15 protein-coding genes are annotated in these 20,259 nt (G+C 37.0%); 8 read left to right on the forward strand and 7 right to left on the reverse strand.

The genetic code is table 11. From position 1 onward, the window contains the following. Position 1: 1 nt before the first annotated feature. Complete coding sequence (locus HQN83_RS04090; RefSeq protein ID WP_173088930.1) at positions 2–634, reverse strand: response regulator; 633 nt, start codon at positions 632–634, stop codon at positions 2–4. After that, positions 621–2,636, reverse strand: coding sequence for an ATP-binding protein (locus HQN83_RS04095; protein ID WP_173088932.1), 2,016 nt, complete (start codon positions 2,634–2,636; stop codon positions 621–623). The genes HQN83_RS04090 and HQN83_RS04095 overlap by 14 nt, the downstream gene beginning before the upstream one ends. A gap of 184 nt (positions 2,637–2,820) precedes the next feature. Here HQN83_RS04095 and HQN83_RS04100 point away from each other — a divergent pair, with 184 nt between their 5' ends. Beyond that, positions 2,821–3,288 (forward strand): hypothetical protein, encoded by a 468-nt coding sequence (locus HQN83_RS04100; protein ID WP_173088934.1) that lies wholly within the window; start codon positions 2,821–2,823, stop codon positions 3,286–3,288. 126 nt (positions 3,289–3,414) lie between these two features. Here HQN83_RS04100 and HQN83_RS04105 read toward each other — a convergent pair whose 3' ends face one another. Both HQN83_RS04105 and HQN83_RS04110 read right to left on the reverse strand, forming a co-directional pair. Continuing rightward, on the reverse strand, positions 3,415–5,073 hold the full coding sequence (locus HQN83_RS04105; protein WP_173088936.1) for an IPT/TIG domain-containing protein: 1,659 nt from the start codon (positions 5,071–5,073) through the stop codon (positions 3,415–3,417). A 14-nt stretch (positions 5,074–5,087) separates the two neighbouring features. After that, positions 5,088–5,885: a hypothetical protein gene (locus HQN83_RS04110; protein ID WP_173088938.1), complete on the reverse strand. Its 798-nt coding sequence runs from the start codon at positions 5,883–5,885 to the stop codon at positions 5,088–5,090. Positions 5,886–6,059: 174 nt separating this feature from the next. On the opposite strand from HQN83_RS04110, the gene guaB reads away from it, so the two are divergent. After that, a complete protein-coding gene (guaB, locus tag HQN83_RS04115; RefSeq protein ID WP_173088940.1) occupies positions 6,060–7,529 on the forward strand; it encodes an IMP dehydrogenase in 1,470 nt (489 codons plus the stop codon). A 305-nt stretch (positions 7,530–7,834) separates the two neighbouring features. Here guaB and HQN83_RS04120 read toward each other — a convergent pair whose 3' ends face one another. After that, entirely contained in the window at positions 7,835–8,542 is a 708-nt protein-coding gene (locus HQN83_RS04120) for a hypothetical protein (protein WP_173088942.1), read from the reverse strand. 113 nt (positions 8,543–8,655) lie between these two features. Further along, a complete protein-coding gene (locus HQN83_RS04125) occupies positions 8,656–8,967 on the reverse strand; it encodes a hypothetical protein (RefSeq protein WP_173088944.1) in 312 nt (103 codons plus the stop codon). Positions 8,968–9,180: 213 nt separating this feature from the next. On the opposite strand from HQN83_RS04125, the gene map reads away from it, so the two are divergent. Beyond that, on the forward strand, positions 9,181–9,945 hold the full coding sequence (gene map / locus HQN83_RS04130) for a type I methionyl aminopeptidase (RefSeq protein ID WP_173088945.1): 765 nt from the start codon (positions 9,181–9,183) through the stop codon (positions 9,943–9,945). Positions 9,946–9,980: 35 nt separating this feature from the next. Here map and HQN83_RS04135 read toward each other — a convergent pair whose 3' ends face one another. Further along, a complete protein-coding gene (locus tag HQN83_RS04135) occupies positions 9,981–10,958 on the reverse strand; it encodes a glycoside hydrolase family 43 protein (RefSeq protein ID WP_173088947.1) in 978 nt (325 codons plus the stop codon). A 402-nt stretch (positions 10,959–11,360) separates the two neighbouring features. Here HQN83_RS04135 and HQN83_RS04140 point away from each other — a divergent pair, with 402 nt between their 5' ends. Genes HQN83_RS04140 through HQN83_RS04160 form a run of 5 tightly spaced genes read left to right on the forward strand, consistent with a single transcriptional unit; the run spans position 11,361 to position 20,190 of the window. After that, the gene (locus tag HQN83_RS04140; RefSeq protein ID WP_173088949.1) at positions 11,361–14,447 is read left to right on the forward strand and encodes a SusC/RagA family TonB-linked outer membrane protein; all 3,087 of its coding nucleotides are present in this window, start codon (positions 11,361–11,363) and stop codon (positions 14,445–14,447) included. A gap of 23 nt (positions 14,448–14,470) precedes the next feature. Then, a complete protein-coding gene (locus HQN83_RS04145) occupies positions 14,471–15,856 on the forward strand; it encodes a RagB/SusD family nutrient uptake outer membrane protein (RefSeq protein WP_173088951.1) in 1,386 nt (461 codons plus the stop codon). Between the two features lie 29 nt (positions 15,857–15,885). Continuing rightward, complete coding sequence (locus tag HQN83_RS04150; protein WP_173088953.1) at positions 15,886–17,208, forward strand: DoxX family protein; 1,323 nt, start codon at positions 15,886–15,888, stop codon at positions 17,206–17,208. Positions 17,209–17,219: 11 nt separating this feature from the next. Then, the gene (locus HQN83_RS04155) at positions 17,220–18,653 is read left to right on the forward strand and encodes a hypothetical protein (RefSeq protein WP_173088955.1); all 1,434 of its coding nucleotides are present in this window, start codon (positions 17,220–17,222) and stop codon (positions 18,651–18,653) included. Between the two features lie 28 nt (positions 18,654–18,681). Next, positions 18,682–20,190, forward strand: a complete 1,509-nt coding sequence (locus HQN83_RS04160) for a hypothetical protein (RefSeq protein ID WP_217277323.1) — start codon at positions 18,682–18,684, stop codon at positions 20,188–20,190. Positions 20,191–20,259 lie beyond the last annotated feature (69 nt).

A 20,259-nucleotide genomic window follows, 5' to 3' on the forward strand; every position in this document is an offset into this window, starting at 1 on the left:
ATTAAAGTAGACCCTGTTGGTTAGCAATGCTTATCAGTTCGGCCATGTTTTTTGCCTTTAGCTTTTGCAATATGTTTTTCCGATGATTTTCTACTGTAAATTTGCTTAAGAAAAGGTGTTCTGCAATGTGAGGAGTTGTGATACCATTTGCAATTAACTTGAGGATTTCCGTTTCTCTTTTTGTGAGTTTGGTTAGCCGGTTTTCTTTTAATTGAGCCTGTATAAGGATATCATTAATTGCTTTGCTGAATGTGATTTTACCATTCAGCGCCTCTTCAATGCAAAACATAAGTTCATCTATTGAAGCATCTTTTAACACATATCCGCTTGCGCCATTTTCAAGCATCTTCATAATGCCACTTCGCTCCTGATGATTACTAAAAGCAAGCACAGTGGTTGTTGGCGATATACTTTTTATTTCTTTACATAAATCCATACCGTCTATACCGGGTAATACAATATCCAAAAGCACAATCTTAACCGGAGTGGCTTTTAAGAAAGGAATAAAATCCATACCATTGGTAAAACTTCCAATGAGGTCAAATTTTTCTTTCTTCATTAAAAGTTTTGTCAATCCTTCAATAACAATAGGATGGTCATCTACAATGGCAAGGGTGGGTTTAGGTAGTAACATTCAGTTCTATATTTATGGAAGTACCTTGTTCGTTTTCTTTTGATAAAATTTCTATTGTTCCGCTTAGATGCTCAACTCGGCTTTTGATGTTCTTAAGCCCAATACCTTGGTTTTTTAAAGGCGCACCGACATCAAAACCTTTGCCATCATCATCAACGGTAATGAAAAATACATCTTCACTTTGGGTGCATTGTAAAAGTATATTTTTGGCATCGGCATGTTTGACAGCATTGGTTAATGCCTCTTGTACAATGCGATAAATGGTAATCTGCTCCTGGACAGGTGGCTCGGTCTGTATGTTTAACCATTGGAACACTACATCTAGGTTTTGGGTGCTTAGCGTTTCACATAAATCACGTAGCGCAGCCTCTAAACCCAGTTTTAAAAGCATTCCGGGTATCATATTATGCGCTATACGCCGTAGTTCTGTTATCGCATTTTCCAGCTGGACAACCACATTCCCTAACTCAGTATCAGTGTTGTTGGTTTTTTCCTGTGTGTAATGGGTTAAATTGACTTTAGCGGTAGATAGCATTCCGCCTAAACCATCATGTAAGTCGCGAGCTACCCGGTTTTGTTCATCCTCTTTAGTATCCAGCATTACCTGCACCACATCTATTTGCCTTTGCCTTTCTATATCTATCAGCTGTTGCTGATGATTTAGTTCTTTTTGTGTAGCTAACTTTTTGCTGTTCCTATAAAAAAGCCAGCCCAAAATAGCAATCACAAATAAAAACAAACTAGTCAAACTCAATAACCAATTTAGGAGACGATTTTGTTTGATTTTATAATTGGCATTTTCGTTTTCGGCATGCAGAGATACAATTTTCTTCTCCTTCTCTGCAGTTTTGTATTTTATTTCCAGATTGCTGATATCCGTTTTTAGTTTGCTTTCGCTTAAACTATCTCCCAGCGTTTTACTTTTTTTTAACCAGATATAAGCTTTGGCCATATTGCCGGTTGTATAATGAAGGCTGGCTAACGCATTAAATGTTTTTAATCGGTTTTGAGTTAAAGAGTTTGTCTCTTTTTGCTTCACCAAATCCATTAAAATTTTCTCTGCCTCGGGGTAACGTTTTTGATCAATAAGAATGGTGTGCTTATCGAAAGCGATTTCTTGTAAGGAGTAATTATCATTTAGCTCTTTCGCTAGTTTTATCGCCTCGTTGGCATGTTGTAGTGCTTTTTGATATTGTTTGGTAGCTGTAAAATATGTGGTGGCACATTTATAATAGTCAAGTAGAAATATTTCTATGCGATAGGGAGAAACCACATTTTTTGATTTGTCCAGCAATATTTTGGCTAAATCCAGATATTTTTTTGTTTGCTGGTACTTTCCTAAACCAGAATAATTATCTGCAGCAGTTAAATAAGCATTTACCAGTAAAAAATATTGACTCGAAGGTGCATTTTGAAAATGTTCAATACCTTGATTCAGATAGGGAATTGCCTTGTCGTACTGTTTTAAATTCATAAATATCGCAGCTATTGAAATGTATTCAGTACCCAGCCATATTTTGTCACCTGCTTTTTTTGATAATGGAAGAACATGATTAATCAATGCATCTAAGGCTCCTTTATGATCATCCTGATGTTGTTGCACTAAGGCGTAGTTATGCCAGGCCCCGGCTCGTTCCTGATAAGCCTCTTTGGTCGAGAAAGCCGAAAGCTCTTTGTCGGCTTTTAAATAATTGATCTCACTTTTAGTGCCATCTATTCCTAAATAATAATTAGCTAAGTAAGAATAGTAGATCGCTTTCAGGTAAGGATACTTATCGCCGTGTGCCTTTCCCTTTTCCAGATAAGCTTTTGATTTAGTCGTATCCTGTTCTCTCCAAAAATCAGATAGTAAGAAGTAGTTACGAGCCTTTATACTATCAGAACTGGTTTTCTCGATCAATTGATTAAGACTATCGAGATACTTTTTGTCTGGAGTAGAAGATTGCGCGCTACTCTTAAAAAATGTCAGAAGAAGAAGTAAACTAAAGCAACATGTTTTCATTGGCCGAGGGATGTATGGTGAATTTTTATCCCCCGATAAGGTTAAGCATAATCTATATCTTATGGAAATAAAATGTAGAATATAGCTGTTTACAGCTATATAAGAATGACTGCTTATAGTTATTGTGGTACTTATTCTCGGGATATAACTTTGAATAAATAAGTCAAAATAACAAATACAACCTATGAAAATCAAAAAAAATGTAATGATGCTGGCCTGCGGGATGATAGCTTTAACTGTTTTATTCTCTTGTAAAAAGAAAGATGGCGACAGTCCATCAAGTGATAAAAAAGCAAAAATTACCATAACCCTTTCAAGTGAATTTAAAAAGGCGGAGAGTGATAAATTTGATGTAACCCTTGTTGCATCTAAAGGCAATGGGACAACTGTAGACTGGAATGTGAACGGAGTTCTGGTTAAAGGTGCTTCACTAAATTTGGGTACCGATGATTTTAACGGAGGAAAGACAATAGTTATAGAATCAGCCAGTGGTTTTTATACAGGTGCTTTAAATATTGGGGGTTTTGAATTTGGTGCCACACCTTTTACTGTTACGTACAAAGTTGAGGTTAATGGGAAATTAATTGATGAAGGATCTCAAAGAATAGTGAAAGATAGAGATCCAATTTTCACAAAAACTATTCAATTATAAGTAAGTATTGCATCTCAAACCCTTAAATACAATGAATGAGTAATTTGCTGTGCAAACTAAAGAGCCCGTATCATTTTGATTAATGATGCGGACTCTTTAATTTATGCGGTAATGTGCTAATTTTTTTTAATTAGTAACCGTAAAATTGTTTGAACTTGTTACAGTTTGTCCATTAGTCATTACAGTTAATTTCATGGTACCAGGATTTAAATTTGACGGTACAGCAACAGTGATTGTATTTTCAGTAATACTAGAAATTGGCGCTTCAATAGTGCCGAATTTAACATAAGCACCATAGTTTTTTGCAAAACCATCACCTTTTATAGTTACAACAGTTCCAGCATTTCCTGAGGTAGGCGAAAATGAGGTAATGGAAGGACCAACGATTTTGAAATCCTTGGCAATTGTAAGTTTCTTACCACCAACAGCTAAATAGATTTTTACATTTCCTTCATTTATGCCTCCAGGAACTTCAACCCTTAAATTTGTAGTTGAGGTAGGATTGCCATATATAGCTACATCTCCAAAGTAGACAGTATATAATGCGCCGGGAATAAAATTCCCTGTAATATTTACTTCTTTACCAGGACCACCAGATACAGGAGAAAAATCAGTAAATGTGTAAGGTAATACTTTAAGTTTTTTTGGAGTAGTTATTGTATGAGGGGGAAATGTTATGCTAACTGTGTAATCGCCAGCAGCCAGGTTTTCTGGAACAATAATGTCATAACCTCCGTTATAGTTAAAGTTAATTTCAGCACTGGTACTTCCAATTTTTGCAGTAACTGGAGTTGTATCGTAGGGCGGTAAATTAGGTCCTGAGATATAGAATGAACCTCCAGGTAAGGTGACTTCTGTTGACATTACAGTAATTTCAGGAGGTAGAATTGTAAACTCTCCGGGTAAATCAATCTTTTTATTGTCTACCATGACAGATATTTTTGATGTTACCTTGTCTGTGGATGGTGCAAATATGAAAAGCGTACCCGAATATTGTGGATTTACAGGGTGTTCACCAAAAAATAAGTTAATATAATTTGAGTAACTGTATGGGTCCGATAGGTTATCTCCCGAAAAAGCAATATACGTTCCTATTGGTCCCGATTTTGGTGAAAAATCTTTAACATTAGCTAATATTGTAAAGCCATTTGAGGTAGATACTCTTTGGCCGGCAATAATTACTTCTACATTAAGTCCATAACCATTTGGAGCTGGAATCCCTTGAGGAACTTCAGCTATTATTTCTGTATCAGAAACAGATATTACTTTTGCTTTCGTATTATGAAACATAACAGTTACCGAACTATCGGATTCAGCATAAAATTTCCCTGAAATTTTAACAAGATCCCCTGATTTTCCTGAAGTAGGTGTAATGTTTCCAGCTTGTTGACTAGGTAAAGTGATCTGTATTAGTTTTCCTAGTGCGGTTCCTTTTTCGTCAGTTATGTATGCTCTAACATAAACAATTGGTGAATAGTAGGGACTACTTGTACTGAGGTTGCGAACTTCCTTTGTAAATTCACCCTGTGGTATGTTTTTACCTAAAGATATTTTTGTCCCCTTTCCTTCGCTAACATCAGACGTTAAGCTGTATATAAAACCATAGTCAAATGGGTTAAAATTGCCTTTGTTTACAATGCTACCTGTAAAAGTTGCTGCATTAGGTGCCAGTGCAGTAGCAGATAATGTTTGAATTTCAGGACCTGAAAGGTTGTCTTTTTTACAACTCTGTAGCTGAAAAAAAACGAATAGAGCTGTCGCAATTAATAATACATTCTTTTTCATATTGAGAACGATAATTAAAATGAATAACCAACACGAACACCATTTATTAGTGTCGGGCCAAATGTCGATGCCGATTTTTTGCCGGTATCATTGAAGTTGCTATTCGGTTGGCCTGTATTTGGATTTTGACCTGTAGATATTACCTCGATGTTTTTATATTCCGTTTTCGATATATTGAAGTTAAATTCATAACCAATAAAGAAATCCTTGGCAACATAAAAATCAAAACCTGCAATTAAGTTTAAGCCATAACGTGTGTATGCATTTTCTTGTAGCTGATTATAATAGTTTGGACTGTTCGGTATGTAAATAGTTTCGAGCCAACCATTTTTAATAGAGGTAGAAGAACCATTATCCTTAATTTCCTGACTTGATGATCTACTGCTTATTGAAAAGTCGGCTGCAACATAAGGAGACAATCGTTTGGTACCTTTAAAGTGCTTTTCTACACCAAAGTTAAATCCAATTAAAGTACTTTTTCTTTCATTGTTAATGAAAACACTTTGTGTACCATAAGGGTTGTTAAAATTTGCGGTAGAGTCTTTTTTGCTGACATTAAAACCTAATCTTAAAGCTATGTCGGGGCTAATAAAATATCTTACTTTAATTTGATTAAGAGAGTTGTTTAAACTTAAGTTTCCTTTGAAAGGATTGAAATTTAGCTCAGTAACTATAGAGCCTGTACTTGGTTTGAAAGGTTGTTGAGCTTTGTCAATTTTTTTTGATATTGTATCAACATTAATTTGTGAGGTTTGGGCATAGCATGCCGTGCTAGCAATTGCAAGTGCAATTGAAAAGAGCGTTTTCTTCATGTCGTTAATTTTTTTGCCAAATGTAGAAAAGAATTTATTCATAATTATTCTCAGAAGCTATTTAATTTAATTGTAAACTTTTGTGGTTGATAGCCAATTTTCGTAAAACAGTTGCGTAGTATAAGTAATAATCGTATCTTTGCCTCGCAAATAGTAACTCATAAATTATTTGCTATGCAACTCGATCCCAATAAATTTATCGCCGAAGGACTAACATACGATGACGTATTATTAGTACCTGCTTATTCTGAAGTTCTGCCACGTGACGTGGATACCGGAAGTTTCCTTACAAAAAAAATACGCATTAATGTTCCTGTAGTTTCTGCTGCTATGGATACTGTAACTGAATCTGGTTTGGCTATTGCCATTGCTCAGGCAGGTGGTATCGGTATGCTACATAAAAATATGAGCATCGAGCGTCAGGCAGAGGAGGTTAGAAAAGTAAAACGCTCAGAAAGCGGAATGATCCAGGATCCAGTTACTTTAAGTAAAGATGCTAAAGTTGCCGATGCTTTCCAGATTATGAAAGAATTTAAAATAGGTGGAATTCCTGTTATAGATTCTGATGGTAAACTGGTTGGTATCATTACCAATAGAGATTTACGCTTCCAAAAAGATATGCAACGTAAAGTTTCTGAAGTGATGACCAGCGAAAATCTGATCACCGCTGCTGAAGGTACAACCCTTTTACAGGCTGAAGAAATTTTACAAGATTATAAAATTGAAAAGCTTCCTGTAATCAGTAAAGATGGTAAACTGGCAGGATTAATCACTTTTAAGGACATTCAAAAATATAAAAACTACCCTAAAGCTTGTAAAGACGAACGTGGTAGATTACGTGTAGGTGCTGCTGTAGGTGTAGCTGCTGATAACATTGATCGCGTTGCTGCATTGGTACAAGCAGGAGTTGATGTGGTTACAGTTGATACTGCTCACGGTCACTCTAAAGGCGTTATCGATATGGTTAAGGCCATTAAAGCTAAATTCCCAGATCTACAGGTTATTGCAGGTAATATTGCAACTGCAGACGCCGCAAGAGCATTAGCTGAAGCCGGAGCTGACGCAGTAAAAGTTGGTATCGGTCCAGGTTCTATCTGTACTACCAGAATCATTGCAGGTGTTGGTGTACCTCAGTTATACGCAGTTTTTGAATGTGCACAAGCATTAATTGGCACAGGAATCCCTGTAATTGCTGATGGTGGTATCAAACAAACAGGAGATATTGTTAAAGCTATTGCAGCTGGAGCAAGCTCTATCATGGCAGGATCTTTATTCGCAGGAGTAGAGGAGTCGCCAGGTGAAACCATCATTTACGAAGGACGTAAGTTTAAATCGTACCGTGGTATGGGTTCTGTTGAAGCAATGCAACAGGGTTCTAAAGACCGTTATTTCCAGGACGAAGAAGACGTAGTTACCAAATTAGTACCAGAAGGTATTGTTGGTCGTGTACCTTATAAAGGAACATTGGCTGAGGTGATTTATCAATATGTAGGTGGTCTAAGAGCAGGTATGCACTACTGTGGTGCTGCTACGATTGAAGACTTGCAGAAAGCTAAATTTGTACGTATCACTGCAGCCGGAATGAGAGAGAGTCATCCACATGATATTTCAATCACTAAAGAAGCTCCAAATTATTCACGTTAATAATTTGATAACATAATTTAAAAAGCGTCTTGATCAATATTGATCAAGACGCTTTTTTTGTACACCACGTCATCCTGAATTTATTTCAGAACCTCTCGCCAACTATTCGAAACATGCTCAAGAGAGGTCCTGAAATAAATTCAGGATGACGACAGTCTCTTATTGTTTAGCCTGTTAACTGTCTGTTTCTCGTGCCAAATCAAACTCAACTTTGACAATAGTCTAACAGAGTCTGAGTTGAGCCTGAGGAGAGTCTGAGTTGAGTCTGACATGTTAACCACACTAAGCAATTTCTAATACCGATTTTATAGAAATTCGTCTGGCCCCAATTCCCAGGTCCACGGCTTTTTAAAATTCGAAAAATTCTTAAGCGTTTTAAACGTTAAATTCTGCTCAATAATCTCGTTTGCTGAATCTGTATTGCTCATTTTCCCGATAGTGATAATTCGCTTTTTGTTTACAAAATCATACTTTTTGCTATTCATATCCCCAGATCCACTATGGTAAGAGTAATTGCTTGCTTTGGTAAGTTGCCAGTCTTTGTCCTGATATTTAAAGCTGTAAGTGAGTTTCCATCTCCAATTTCCACCGCCTTCAAAAGCGAGGTTAAGTATATTGTCGGTAATTGCCAGCGGACGTAAAGGATCGCCCATAGCACCACCTTCTTCGGATCTTAAAACGAAATCATTGTTTTGGGTAACCAACTTATAGTTTCTGCCCGATTTAAAATAGACAGCAAGCATTCTGGGTCTTTGTGTTTCGGTAATGAGTTCGGTAGTATTATCTCCATATGCCCTGTTTTCTTTAACGGCAGCATAAAACTCATAGATCAAGGCTAAATCTTCAACCTTATCATTGTTTAAATCTCCGTAAACGGAATCTATAACTTTCCACTGTGCGGGAATGAGTGATTTTATTGTTTTTCCTTGTGGATTAAGAGCCGGATACTTAAAAGATTGAGCATACGTAGCAGAATAACAAAACAATAAAAGCGCAATTAGTCTTATTCTCATATTTCTATACAACGATTAAATATGATGATTTATTCTAATTATCGATTTAATAAAAAGCACAAAAGCCGGAATCCTCCGGCTTTTATGGGTATTAGCTATATTTGTATCGTGATTTATTGAACCACTTTACCGTCTTTGTCGATCTTAAGAGATCCTGATTCTTCACCTTTTTTAACGTTAATCAGATAATACTGAGACTTGTCTGCGTTAGTAACAAGAAACGCTGCAGTTGGCGTCCATTCTTTAGCCGGTTCAGCTTGTAAAGTTTTTTGAACCGCTTCTGGAAGGTCTTTCAATTCAACTGGAGTTTTTGTAGTACTATCTTGTCTTACAGCAACTTCTACTGAGTTTTTAATGTCGCTTGCTTTTACTGTTGTTAATCCGGCTACTGCTAAAAATGCTGCTGATAAAATGATCTTTTTCATAATACTTATTTTAAATTTTCAATTAAATATTCTTGTTAATTATGATTAAACTATGCTACATAATAGTGCCTGAATAGCGGTTTTTTGGCACGGAGCTGATTTTCAGTAGTTTATTTTGTTGAGGCTTTAGAAAAGTTGTGGAGTTCTTCTACAGTTTGTTGAACAAGGAAGCAGGTTAAGCCAAATAATTCTACCTTTGCATAAAAAAAGACCATGTCAATTACCTCAAACGAAGAACTTTTAGGAATGCAACAGATCAGTAATGCTGTAGCGGAAACCCTTAAACAGATGAGGGCTCGTGCTACTCCGGGTATGACTGCTAAAGAATTGGATGATTTTGGAGGAGCAATTTTAAATTCATTGGGCGCAAAGTCGGCACCAAAGCTTACTTACGATTTCCCCGGGTGGACGTGCATTAGTATAAACAATGAGATTGCACACGGTATTCCAACAGACGATAAAGTTTTAAAAGAGGGCGACCTTATTAATATTGATGTATCTGCGGAGTTAAATGGCTTTTGGGCAGATAATGGTGGATCTTTTATTTTAGGGGAAGATTTAAATGACCTTCAGCCGCTTGTAGATGCTTCTAAGCAAATATTGCGTAAAGCTATAAATCAGATCAAGGGAGGGGTAAAGATTGCAGATATCGGCAAATTAATTGAAACCGAAGCTCGTAAATCTGGTTATAAGGTGATCAAAAATCTTGCTGGACACGGTGTTGGCAGAAGTTTACACGAAGAACCACACGATATTTTGAACTGTTATGATAGATTCAATAATACCCGATTCAGAAAAAATTCTGTTGTAGCTATTGAAACGTTTATTGCCACTGCGTCAACTTATGCAGATCAGGAAGAAGACGGTTGGACATTGGTTGGGAATAAAGGGGGGTATGTAGCACAGCATGAACATACCATAATAGTTACTGACGGTAAGCCAGTTATACTTACCTCAGTAAATAACATTTGGGAATAAATTCGGGATGACGATATTATATAGCTAATCCTTTTTTACAAAGGATTAGCACCAACACCTTCGAAAGTAATCTTTACAGGTTTTATCAAACCGTTTTCATCAAATTCCATTTTTTCTATACAAGTAGCCCTGTGATTACCATGGGTTTCTCCTAATGGACGACGGTGGTATATAATGTAATAGTCGCCTGTTTTAGGATTTTTAATCACTGAATGGTGACCAGCGCCAGTAGCAATAGATGGATCTTGTTTTAATATCTTATCAATACGTGTGAATGGGCCTAATGGTGAGTCTGCTATTGCATAAGCTACAGAATAATCCGGACCAGTCCATCCGCCTTCAGACCACATGAAATAGTATTTTCCGTTTCTGATAAACATAAAAGGACCTTCAACATACCCCTTTGGAGTTACTTCTTTATAAGTTGTTCCATCAGGAAAAGGCACTATGCTTTTAAAGTCATCGCTCAATTTTACAACATTGCAATGCGACCAGCCACCATAAAATAAATAGTACTGTCCGTCTTTATCTTTAAAAACATATTGGTCAATTGGTTGTGCTCCGTTGTGAAATTTATCGATTAGTGGTTTTCCTATAAGGTCTTTAAACGGGCCATTTGGTTTATTTGAAACAGCAACTCCTATACCACCTAATTCATTATTGTTTTGAATATCGTTAGCACCAAAAAACAAATAATACTTGTTTCCTTTTTTGGTTATTGATGGCGCCCATACTGCTTTTTTAGCCCATTTAACGTTACTTGTGTCAAGAATATGTGGGTGTTTTTTCCACGTAACTAAATCCTTTGAGCTGTAAGCATCCATATAGGTTTGTGCTTCATATTTATCTGAGTAGGTGGGGTAAATCCAGTATTCTTTACCAAAAATTGCGCCTTCAGGATCTGCATACCAGCCTGGAAATAATGGGTTACCAGAAGTTTCTTTTGATTTTTTTTGTGCGGATAAGGAAAATGCTATGAACGAAAGGCAGAGCAAAAGGTAGTACTTCTTCATTTTAGTGTGTTAGGATAGTGTAATTGGTTCAATTTTAATTAGAACCTAAGGTATCATTTTATATCCTTTTTCACTAATACTCTATTAAATCCATAGATTTTATTTGTTTTTTAAATAAATGCAGTTACATTTGCTTTCAATTGATAAGAAACACAAACCAAACAATGGAAAAATTTTTACACTTAAAAAAAGAAATTGCGCTCTGCAGTCTAAATCAATTGAGATATTCTTCTCACTGTTGTTGCTGTTCCATGCAATAGCATTTCACGCTATAAATTATTAATAAAGACAGGATTAGCATCCTGCCTTTATCAGGGCACTCAGTACGCAACGCCAATCACTTACTGAAATGCCAACTCGTTTCAACCAATAGAATTTTATTAATTAAAACTTTTTAAAGTTATGCAAAATTTTAAAAAGGGTAGGCATTTCTATAGTGCTTATTCCTTGTTAAAAAAGACGCTGCTATTGAACAGCAGTATCGTGGTATTATTTCTGTTACCACTTATTTCTTTTTCACAAATCCAACCCCTTATTAACTCTACACTGAAAGGTCAGGTAGTAGATGCAGCCACCAAGCAGGGAATACCTGGAGTTAGCGTCCATATTATTGGAACAACACACACTGTACAAACGGATAACGACGGTAGATTCGATTTTGTAACAGGACAGAAGTTTCCATATACCTTAGAAATCCGATATATCGGTTACGAAAAAAAAGAAGTCGTGGCCAACGGAAGTCCGATTTTTATAGAGCTTAAAGAAGCCTCAAGTCAGCTTAATGATGTAGTAATTGTTGGTTATGGCAAGCAGGATAAGAAGGATCTGATCGGTTCAGTTTCAAAAATCGATCTAACCGGTGCTAAAACAATACCTGAGGCTAGTTTTGATGCTCAGTTACAAGGAAAAGGTGCGGGAGTACAGATTAACACAAATACAGGTGTTCCCGGTTCTGATGTATTTATTAGAGTAAGGGGAGCAACTTCTATTAACGCAGGTAATGATCCTTTATACGTGGTTGATGGTGTGTTTATTAATAACACAAGTCTTCAGAGTATTGCACAGGACAGGGCAACATCTCCGCTCGCGGATATAAATCCATCAGATATAGAGAGTATAGAAGTGTTAAAAGATGCAAGTGCAATTGCCATATACGGTTCCAGAGGGGCTAATGGGGTAATAATTGTAACCACAAAGCATGGCGACTATGGCCGTAAATCTAAAATTGATTTTAATGCATCTGAAGGAAGGGGCTGGGCACCAGAAGACCGAATCTGGAAAACAACAACCGGAGTTGAGCATGCACAACTGGTAAACGAATACAATAAGAATATGGGTAATGCACTCCCGTTCAGACCTGCCACTGAGATTATTAATGGTGTTCCTGGTCGTGGACTTCCGGAGCAGCAACCTACATACGATAGAATGAGCTATTTGAACAGAACAGCTGATCTACGTAATTATGATCTATCTGTCCAAGGAGGTTCTGAAAAAACAAGATATTATTTAGGTGGAGGTTATACTTATCAGGAGTCCATCTGGAAACCAATGTCGTTTGATAGGGCTAGTTTTAAGGTCAATATCGATCAGAAATTAAATGATAAAGTTACCATAGGAACCAGCAATACACTTTCTAAAAGCCACAGAGATCAGGCTCGTCCTGCAAATGGAGGTAATGGAACACTTTTGCAAGCTTCGCTAAACATACCAACCTATCTGCCCATTTTTGCAGCTGATGGAACCCCTCTTAAATGGGTGAATTTTGATAACATTGATGTATTGACCAGTAAGGTAAACCTTTGGTCGAACAGCTACCATTACATTGGAAACACTTATTTGGATATAGATATCCTTGAGAATTTAAAGTTTCACTCTAGTGTTGGTGTAGATTATAACAATTATGAAGAAAATGAGTATTGGGACACCCGAACTATTTTAGGGGCTTCGGGAGGTCGCGGTACGCAGGCAATAACGCAATCAAGCACTTTAATTAATGAGCAGACTTTATCTTATAATACTCAATTGGGCAAGCACGGTATTGGTGCATTAATTGGTAACACCTTACAAGGTGTTGAGATTAAAAATGTTTCGGCAACCGGAACCAATTTCCCAAATAACTCTTACACACAAATATCATCAGCAGCTACACAAACAGCAGCACAGTTTAGAACTAAAAGTGCATTGGCATCCTTCTTTTCGAGGTTAAACTACAACTATGATAAAAAGTACTATGCAGAATTTACAGTGCGTGCCGACGGTTCATCGAGATTTGGAAAGAATAATAAATGGGGTTATTTCCCTGCTATAGGTGCTGCCTGGAGAATTAATCAGGAGAATTTCCTGAAAAATGTATCAGAGATTAGCAACCTTAAATTTAGAATCAGCTATGGCCTTACCGGTAACCAAAGTGGTATTGATGATTTCGCTTCCCAAGGATTATGGAACGGAGGATATGGATATTCGGATAAGCTTGGTAGTAGTGAAGGACCTGGTATTGCACCATTGCAAATTGCGAATCCGAACTTAAAGTGGGAAAAAACAGCGCAGTTCAGTACAGGTTTAGATTTAGGCTTGTTTAAAGACAGACTATCGTTTGAATTTAATTACTACAATAAATACACAACAGATGTATTGCTTCAGATTGCGACACCAGCCACAACAGGTTTTTCATCTTACCTGACCAATTACGGAGAGATTAGTAACAAAGGGTTTGAACTGGTTATAAACTCTACTAATATTCAGACTACTGATTTTACCTGGAAAACCGATTTTAATGTATCCCAGAATATCAATAGGATCGAGAAAATACCAGCGGATATTCCATTTGCAGGTAGAGATCTGATCAGGTTACAGCAGGGAAGTTCTTTGTACTCATACTGGGTTTATAAACAACTTTACGTTGATAAAAACACTGGAGATGCAGTATTTGAGGACAAAAATGGTGATGGAAAAATTACTGCTGATGACAGACAAATTGTAGGCAATACCTGGCCTAAATTTTTTGGTGGATTTAATAATACGCTAAACTATAAAGGTTTTGATCTGGGTATTTTCTTTACCTACTCATATGGTAATAAAATCTGGAACCACAATAGAATGCTTGGCGAAACAGGAGGTACTCTTGATGCTAACAGGGTTTTATTAGCAAGTCAGCTAGATAGATGGACAACACCCGGACAGGTAACCAATACACCAAGATTAACTGCAGCTAATTATTCCAGACAAGAAAATAGTCGCTTCCTGGAAGATGGCTCATTCTTAAGATTGCGTGCACTTACAGTTGGTTATGTACTGCCAAAAGCACTTACAAAAAAGGCGAAAATAGATAAGTTAAGGATTTACCTAACAGGAAGCAATCTGTTATTATTTACCAAATATACAGGTGCCGATCCAGAGTCGAACCTTGGCACAGGTAACATTCAGGGTTATGATTATGGTACACCACCACAACCTCGTACCATTCAGCTTGGTTTAAACTTAACTCTATAATCGAACATTAAAATTATATACTGATGAAAAATTTAAAATACATTATAGTTTTACTAACTGCGGCATCAACTCTCATCTCCTGCAAGAAATTTTTAACCATAGATCCTATTAATGCAGTATCAGATGAGAACCCAATATTTGATAAAACATCAAGCGAAACAGCGCTAAGAGGGGTTTACAGACAATTGGCCTCAGCAGGTTATTATGGCGAAGGCTATGTTACACTAGGCTATTTTCCAAGTGGAGATATCAAAAACCTTACTACAGGAGGCGCGGCAAATCTTGTAAACGTAAATTTCAGAGCAGATGATACGAATTTCAATACTGCATGGTCCGCTATTTACATCACCATAAACAGAGCAAACAATGTAATTAGTAGAGTGCCTAAAGTACAGGATCCACTACTTACCCAACAATTAAAAGATCAATATGTTGGAGAAGCAAAGTTCATCCGTGCCTTAGCCTATTTTGATTTGGCAAGAGCTTGGGGTGGGGTGCAAATTGTACTTGAGCCTACTACTTCGTTAGAAAATCGCAGAGAAGTAAAGCGAAGTACATTGAATGAAACCTATGCACAAGTACTGAAAGATCTTGAAGATGCAGAGCAGTTATTGCCGAATACCCTTAACAGAATAAGAGCGACTAAACGCACAGTATGGGCATTAAGAGCCAGACTTCATTTGTATAAAAAAGAATGGGCATTGGCAGAAGAGTACGCTACAAAACTGATCAATCTTTCGTCTGACTATACTTTAATTAAACCGTATAGCGCGTGGTTTGCAGGTAATGCGCTAGGCACTTCAGAATCCGTATTTGAATTGGAGTATAGTGCAATTAATCCGAGTGCTATCAGGGCTCAAATGCAACACCCAACAAATGGGGGTACTTACAGGTATGCTCCTAATGATCGTTTTGTTCAATTACTTAATGATCCAAATATTTCTGGTGGTAGAAAAGCACTGATCGGTAGTGTAACACAAGGTGGAACCACCATTTGGTTCGGTAATTTATATTACAGATTACCCGCTACAGATCCTGCCTACATATTCAGGATTGCAGAGCTTTATTTGATAAGAGCAGAAGCAAGGGCTCATCTGGATAACTTGTCGGCTACAACAGGTGCTTTATTTGACCTGAATAAAGTGAGAGAACGTGCAGAAATACTTCCTTCAACTGCTGTAACGCAGGCGGATATTTTGTTGGCAATAGAGAATGAACGAAGAATAGAGTTTGCTTTCGAAGCACATCGTTGGTTCGATTTGGCAAGAACAGGAAGGGCAAAGGCTGTATTGGAAGCATTAGATCAAAATACACATGTAGAGGATTATGAGTACTTGTTCCCAATCCCGATAACCCAAATACAGTTGGATCATAGTTTAGATCCGAATCCAGGCTATTCGGGTAAATAATTTATTGTTAGACAGATAAACCATACATCATGAGTTTTTTTAATACAAATAATTCACAATGGTCCGGCAAGGAAAAGATTGTGTTGCGTTTCTTTATCCTCTATTTTATTATCCAGGTAGTTCCACTCGATTGGAAGTTTTACAGAGATCTTTTTTCTATAAATCCGATAGAGTTTTCTTTTTACGATCTGTTTAAACTTACTAAATATGCGCCTCAGTTCTTTTCCCTTACGGGATATGCCAACTGGGGTGTGGCAACTGTTCTAGCGGCCATAGGTACGTTAATTTGGGGCAATATAAAAAGAGAGTTTGATTACAATAGCCTTTATTATGGCTTAAGAGTAATACTGCGTTACAGATTGGCTATCGGAATAATTGCTTATGGATTTATCAAGCTTTTTCCATTGCAGATGCCGTATCCATCGTTAAGTAACCTGCACACCAATTATGGAGATTTCTTTGCATGGAAGATCTATTTTCATACAGTAGGTATAGCACAACCTTATGAAGTGTTTTTAGGTTTTGTAGAAATTCTTGCCGGACTGCTTCTTTTCTTCAGAAGAACGGTAACGTTTGGCAGTGGTTTAATTCTTGGTTTTATTGGAAATGTATTTGTTGCCAATATTGCCTATGATGCAGGTGAGCAGGTTTATAGTCTTTATTTGGTAATTATCGCAGCATTTCTTTTTGCTTACGATGCGCCACGTTTATATAGTTTACTTGCATTAGAGCGCCAAACTATAGCCAATAAGTTTACACCGTTATTTGCAACTAAAGGCATCCGTAACCTGAGGGTAGTTTTAAAAACAGCCTTTGTTGCATTTGTAATCTTGTTAGGAGGGACTACTTATGCCAATTATAGTAAAGAACCCTATAAAATACCCAAAAGCAAAGGACTGGCAGGAACGTACGGATATTATAACGTTAGAGAATTCCGGTTCAACAACCAGTTGATCCCTTATTCTACAACAGATCCAAACAGGTGGCAAAATGTGGTTTTCGAGAAATGGGCAACCGTCAGTATTAAAATAGCACGACCAATTAAGCTGGATCCATCAACTGGTGATGGGTATTTTGATAATGATATCGATAGGAATTATGAGTCGGCAGGAGTAGGAGGAAGGCAGTATTTTGCTTATACATCAGATACTGTCAATAAGAAAATTGTACTTAGGAATAAGAATAAAAACTATGCTGGAGAAGGTTTTACACTTGAGTATAAACAGCTAAATGATTCAACAATTGTTTTAACTGGGGTAAATGAAAAACGAGACTCAGTATCTGCAATTCTGGATAAGATAAATAGAAAGTATATGTTGTTTGAGGGTAGAAGAAAACCTGTTAAACTTTAAATCCCTCAAAAATGACTGTATTAGAAAATAACATACAAACATGGAATGGCTACGAAAAGTTCTCTTTTCGTGTAGCCTTCATATTTTTCTTTTTATTGGTAGTGCCATTAGATGCCGATTATTATCAACAATGGTTTACAACAGATTGGTCGCATCTACACATTCGTGATATTGGGAAGTTGAGCGGATCATCGTTTAGCCCAATTAAGGTTCAGCCCGCTCAACCGGGGTCTGGCGATCTTGGCTCTATTCAAGATTCGTCACTAGATTTTTTGAAGATCAGTGCAGAGAGTGCCAATTTTGGAATAGCAAGCTATATTAACTGGGGATTGGCATTTGTACTCGGGCTAATAGGAGCCGTGATTTGGTCATTGCTCGATAGAAAAACTACAAATTATCGAACCCTATATTATTTCCTAGTTGTTGCGGTAAGCTATTCTATGCTGATTAAACTACAAGGACTTACGTTTTCCAAAGTATTTCCAACGCAAATGCCAAATCTGGCACTTACACAATTAAATACCCCTTTAGGTGATTTTACCCATCAGAAGTTGTATTGGATACAGTTTAGCTTTGTTCATGGTTATGAGGTGTTTGCAGGATTAGCAGAACTTCTAATCATGTTGCTGTTGTTTTTCAGACAAACAAGAGCGGTAGGAGCTGCACTGGCAATTGCCATGGTTGGAAATATTGCAATTTCTAACCATACCTACGATGGAGGAATTCATTTGGCCGCCGCATTTTATGCATTAGGTGGTGCCTTTGTATTGTGGCGTTATCTGCCGAACATCTGGAATTTAGTGGTTAATGAAAAAGATACGAATCCTGCTATTTACCATTATCCGTTTGAAAAGAAATGGCAAAAATACTTCAGGCTTGCTTTTAAGTCATTTGTATTCCTGATGTTTTTTGTTTTAAGTGCCTACTTACACTGGCAAAATTACACCTACGATTCTTATAAGGTTCCTGCTCAGAAAGGCTTAACAAATTCGAGAGGTTTTTATGAAGTGACAGAGTTTAAACTGAACAACAAAACAGTACCATATTCTCCTGTCGACTCATTAAGATGGCAAAATGTAACATTCGAAAAATGGTCTACCATCTCGTTTACAGTCTTCAATACTTTTATGATTCATGGCGAGGCTGGTAGAGGCAAGCAATTTAAAGATGTAGATAGAACTTATGAGTCCGCCGGAACAGGTGGTGGAAGAAGACATTTTTACTACAAGGCTGATACCATAAACCATGTGCTTTATTTAGAAAACAAGAACAAGGTTTATAAGAATCAAAAGTTAAAGCTTAACTACTCAAGGCCAACAGATTCCAGGATCATCTTGTCAGGTTTAAACGAATATCAGGATTCCATTTATGTAGTGTTGGATAAGAAAGATAAAACATATCCACTTTATCAAAGTCGCAGGCAACCTGTTGTCTGGAATCCTTAACTAACCATTTATTAAAATAGTAAATCAAATGGAAGAAGAACCAATTATAGCAGAACCATCATATATATCCTATATTCAGGAGGTACCTCACGATCATAACGATTGGACCGAACTCCAAAAAGTAGCTTTTCGCATTGCATTTATCTACTTCGGACTGTTTTCAATTCCGCTTGATTTAGGGTTTTATCAGATGCTGATCAATATGGATTATGCGCATCTTAATTACAGACACCTTACCGAAATTGTCGCCTTTTTTAATCCTCAATTCATTAACATATTCTCTGAAAGTGGCTTTTTCGGGCCAGCTAGTTATATTAATTTACCCTTTGTACTTTTAATTGCTTTGCTTGGGGGCTTTATCTGGACAAAGCTTGATAAAGATAGAAAGGAATACCGATCCTTGTATTACTGGCTACGGGTTGTAGCTAGGTATAGAGTTGCATATGCAGGTATAGGTTGGGGTTATAAAAAGCTGTTTGTAATGCAGATGCCTACTCAAAATGAAGGATTATGGAATACTGAATTGATCGATTTCTTTGCTAAGCGACTTTATTGGGAGGTAATCAGTGTATCGCCAAGCTACGAAGTGTTTCTAGGCTTTGCAGAATTCATTGGAGGATTTCTATTGTTATTCAGACGCACCACAGGTATTGGTGCAGCCATTACTTTTGTGGTATTTGGAAACATAGCAATTTCTAATCATGCTTATGATATAGGGGAACAGGTGCCAAGTGCAGGTATGGCAATGCTGTCAATTTTTATTTTATGGTATGACATACCTGGGATATGGAGTCTGATTGTGAAAGAACAAGACTCAAGAATTGTACATTTTTACCCCGAGCTAAAAACAAAATGGCAGAAATACACAAAACGTTTCATCAAATATGCCTTTAACTTTGTTTTCGTTTTCCTGTTTTTTGTTTTTGAGGTGTATGCCTATACACATAACGACTTCTACAAAATTCCGAATACACCGGGCTTACCTAAATCAAGGGGCTATTATGAGGTTACAGAGTTCAAGCTAAATAATAAAATGCTCCCTTATTCACCTTTTGATCCTGTTCGCTGGCAGGATGTAACTTTCGAAGATTGGTCGTCTATGAGCTTTAAAGTTGCAGACAGGCCGCAGGATATTGAAATGTTTGCTGCAGGAAGTTATCCTGGAAACGAGGAGGTATACGACGGAAAATGGAGGATAGATTGGAGAGGAGATATTAGAAGATATGGCAAGCCTCACAAACGTAAAAAGCATGATGATTCAGTAAGAGACATTAATGTTACCTGGGAATTATCGGGTATAAGTGGAAGAATTTGGTATTATTACAAGGCCGATACCATTAATAATGTATTGTATCTGCAGAATAAAAACAAGTCAGACAGAGCACAGAAGCAGGTTTTGCATTACAGTCGTCCTACAGCAAACAGAATTATTTTGCAGGGCACCAATGAGTTTAAAGATTCTATTTATGTAGTGTTAGATAGGTCTGATAAAAAGTATCCATTATTGCAAAGGAGAAAAGGTAACTCGGAACAATAATTATATATTCCTACCTTCACAATGCAGTAATAAGACAGTTAAGTTAGAATAAATTATCAATAAGAAAGA

It is taken from the genome of Pedobacter foliorum (genome assembly GCF_013266735.1).
GTDB lineage: Bacteria > Bacteroidota > Bacteroidia > Sphingobacteriales > Sphingobacteriaceae > Pedobacter > Pedobacter foliorum.

Excerpts from the sequence above, each read along its gene's own strand:
- HQN83_RS04090 (WP_173088930.1), bottom strand. The coding sequence starts at position 634 with ATGTTACTACCTAAACCCACCCTTGCCATTGTAGATGACCATCCTATT.
- HQN83_RS04095 (WP_173088932.1), bottom strand. The coding sequence starts at position 2,636 with ATGAAAACATGTTGCTTTAGTTTACTTCTTCTTCTGACATTTTTTAAG.
- HQN83_RS04100 (WP_173088934.1), top strand. The coding sequence starts at position 2,821 with ATGAAAATCAAAAAAAATGTAATGATGCTGGCCTGCGGGATGATAGCT.
- HQN83_RS04105 (WP_173088936.1), bottom strand. The coding sequence starts at position 5,073 with ATGAAAAAGAATGTATTATTAATTGCGACAGCTCTATTCGTTTTTTTT.
- HQN83_RS04110 (WP_173088938.1), bottom strand. The coding sequence starts at position 5,885 with ATGAAGAAAACGCTCTTTTCAATTGCACTTGCAATTGCTAGCACGGCA.
- guaB (WP_173088940.1), top strand. The coding sequence starts at position 6,060 with ATGCAACTCGATCCCAATAAATTTATCGCCGAAGGACTAACATACGAT.
- HQN83_RS04120 (WP_173088942.1), bottom strand. The coding sequence starts at position 8,542 with ATGAGAATAAGACTAATTGCGCTTTTATTGTTTTGTTATTCTGCTACG.
- HQN83_RS04125 (WP_173088944.1), bottom strand. The coding sequence starts at position 8,967 with ATGAAAAAGATCATTTTATCAGCAGCATTTTTAGCAGTAGCCGGATTA.
- map (WP_173088945.1), top strand. The coding sequence starts at position 9,181 with ATGTCAATTACCTCAAACGAAGAACTTTTAGGAATGCAACAGATCAGT.
- HQN83_RS04135 (WP_173088947.1), bottom strand. The coding sequence starts at position 10,958 with ATGAAGAAGTACTACCTTTTGCTCTGCCTTTCGTTCATAGCATTTTCC.
- HQN83_RS04140 (WP_173088949.1), top strand. The coding sequence starts at position 11,361 with ATGCAAAATTTTAAAAAGGGTAGGCATTTCTATAGTGCTTATTCCTTG.
- HQN83_RS04145 (WP_173088951.1), top strand. The coding sequence starts at position 14,471 with ATGAAAAATTTAAAATACATTATAGTTTTACTAACTGCGGCATCAACT.
- HQN83_RS04150 (WP_173088953.1), top strand. The coding sequence starts at position 15,886 with ATGAGTTTTTTTAATACAAATAATTCACAATGGTCCGGCAAGGAAAAG.
- HQN83_RS04155 (WP_173088955.1), top strand. The coding sequence starts at position 17,220 with ATGACTGTATTAGAAAATAACATACAAACATGGAATGGCTACGAAAAG.
- HQN83_RS04160 (WP_217277323.1), top strand. The coding sequence starts at position 18,682 with ATGGAAGAAGAACCAATTATAGCAGAACCATCATATATATCCTATATT.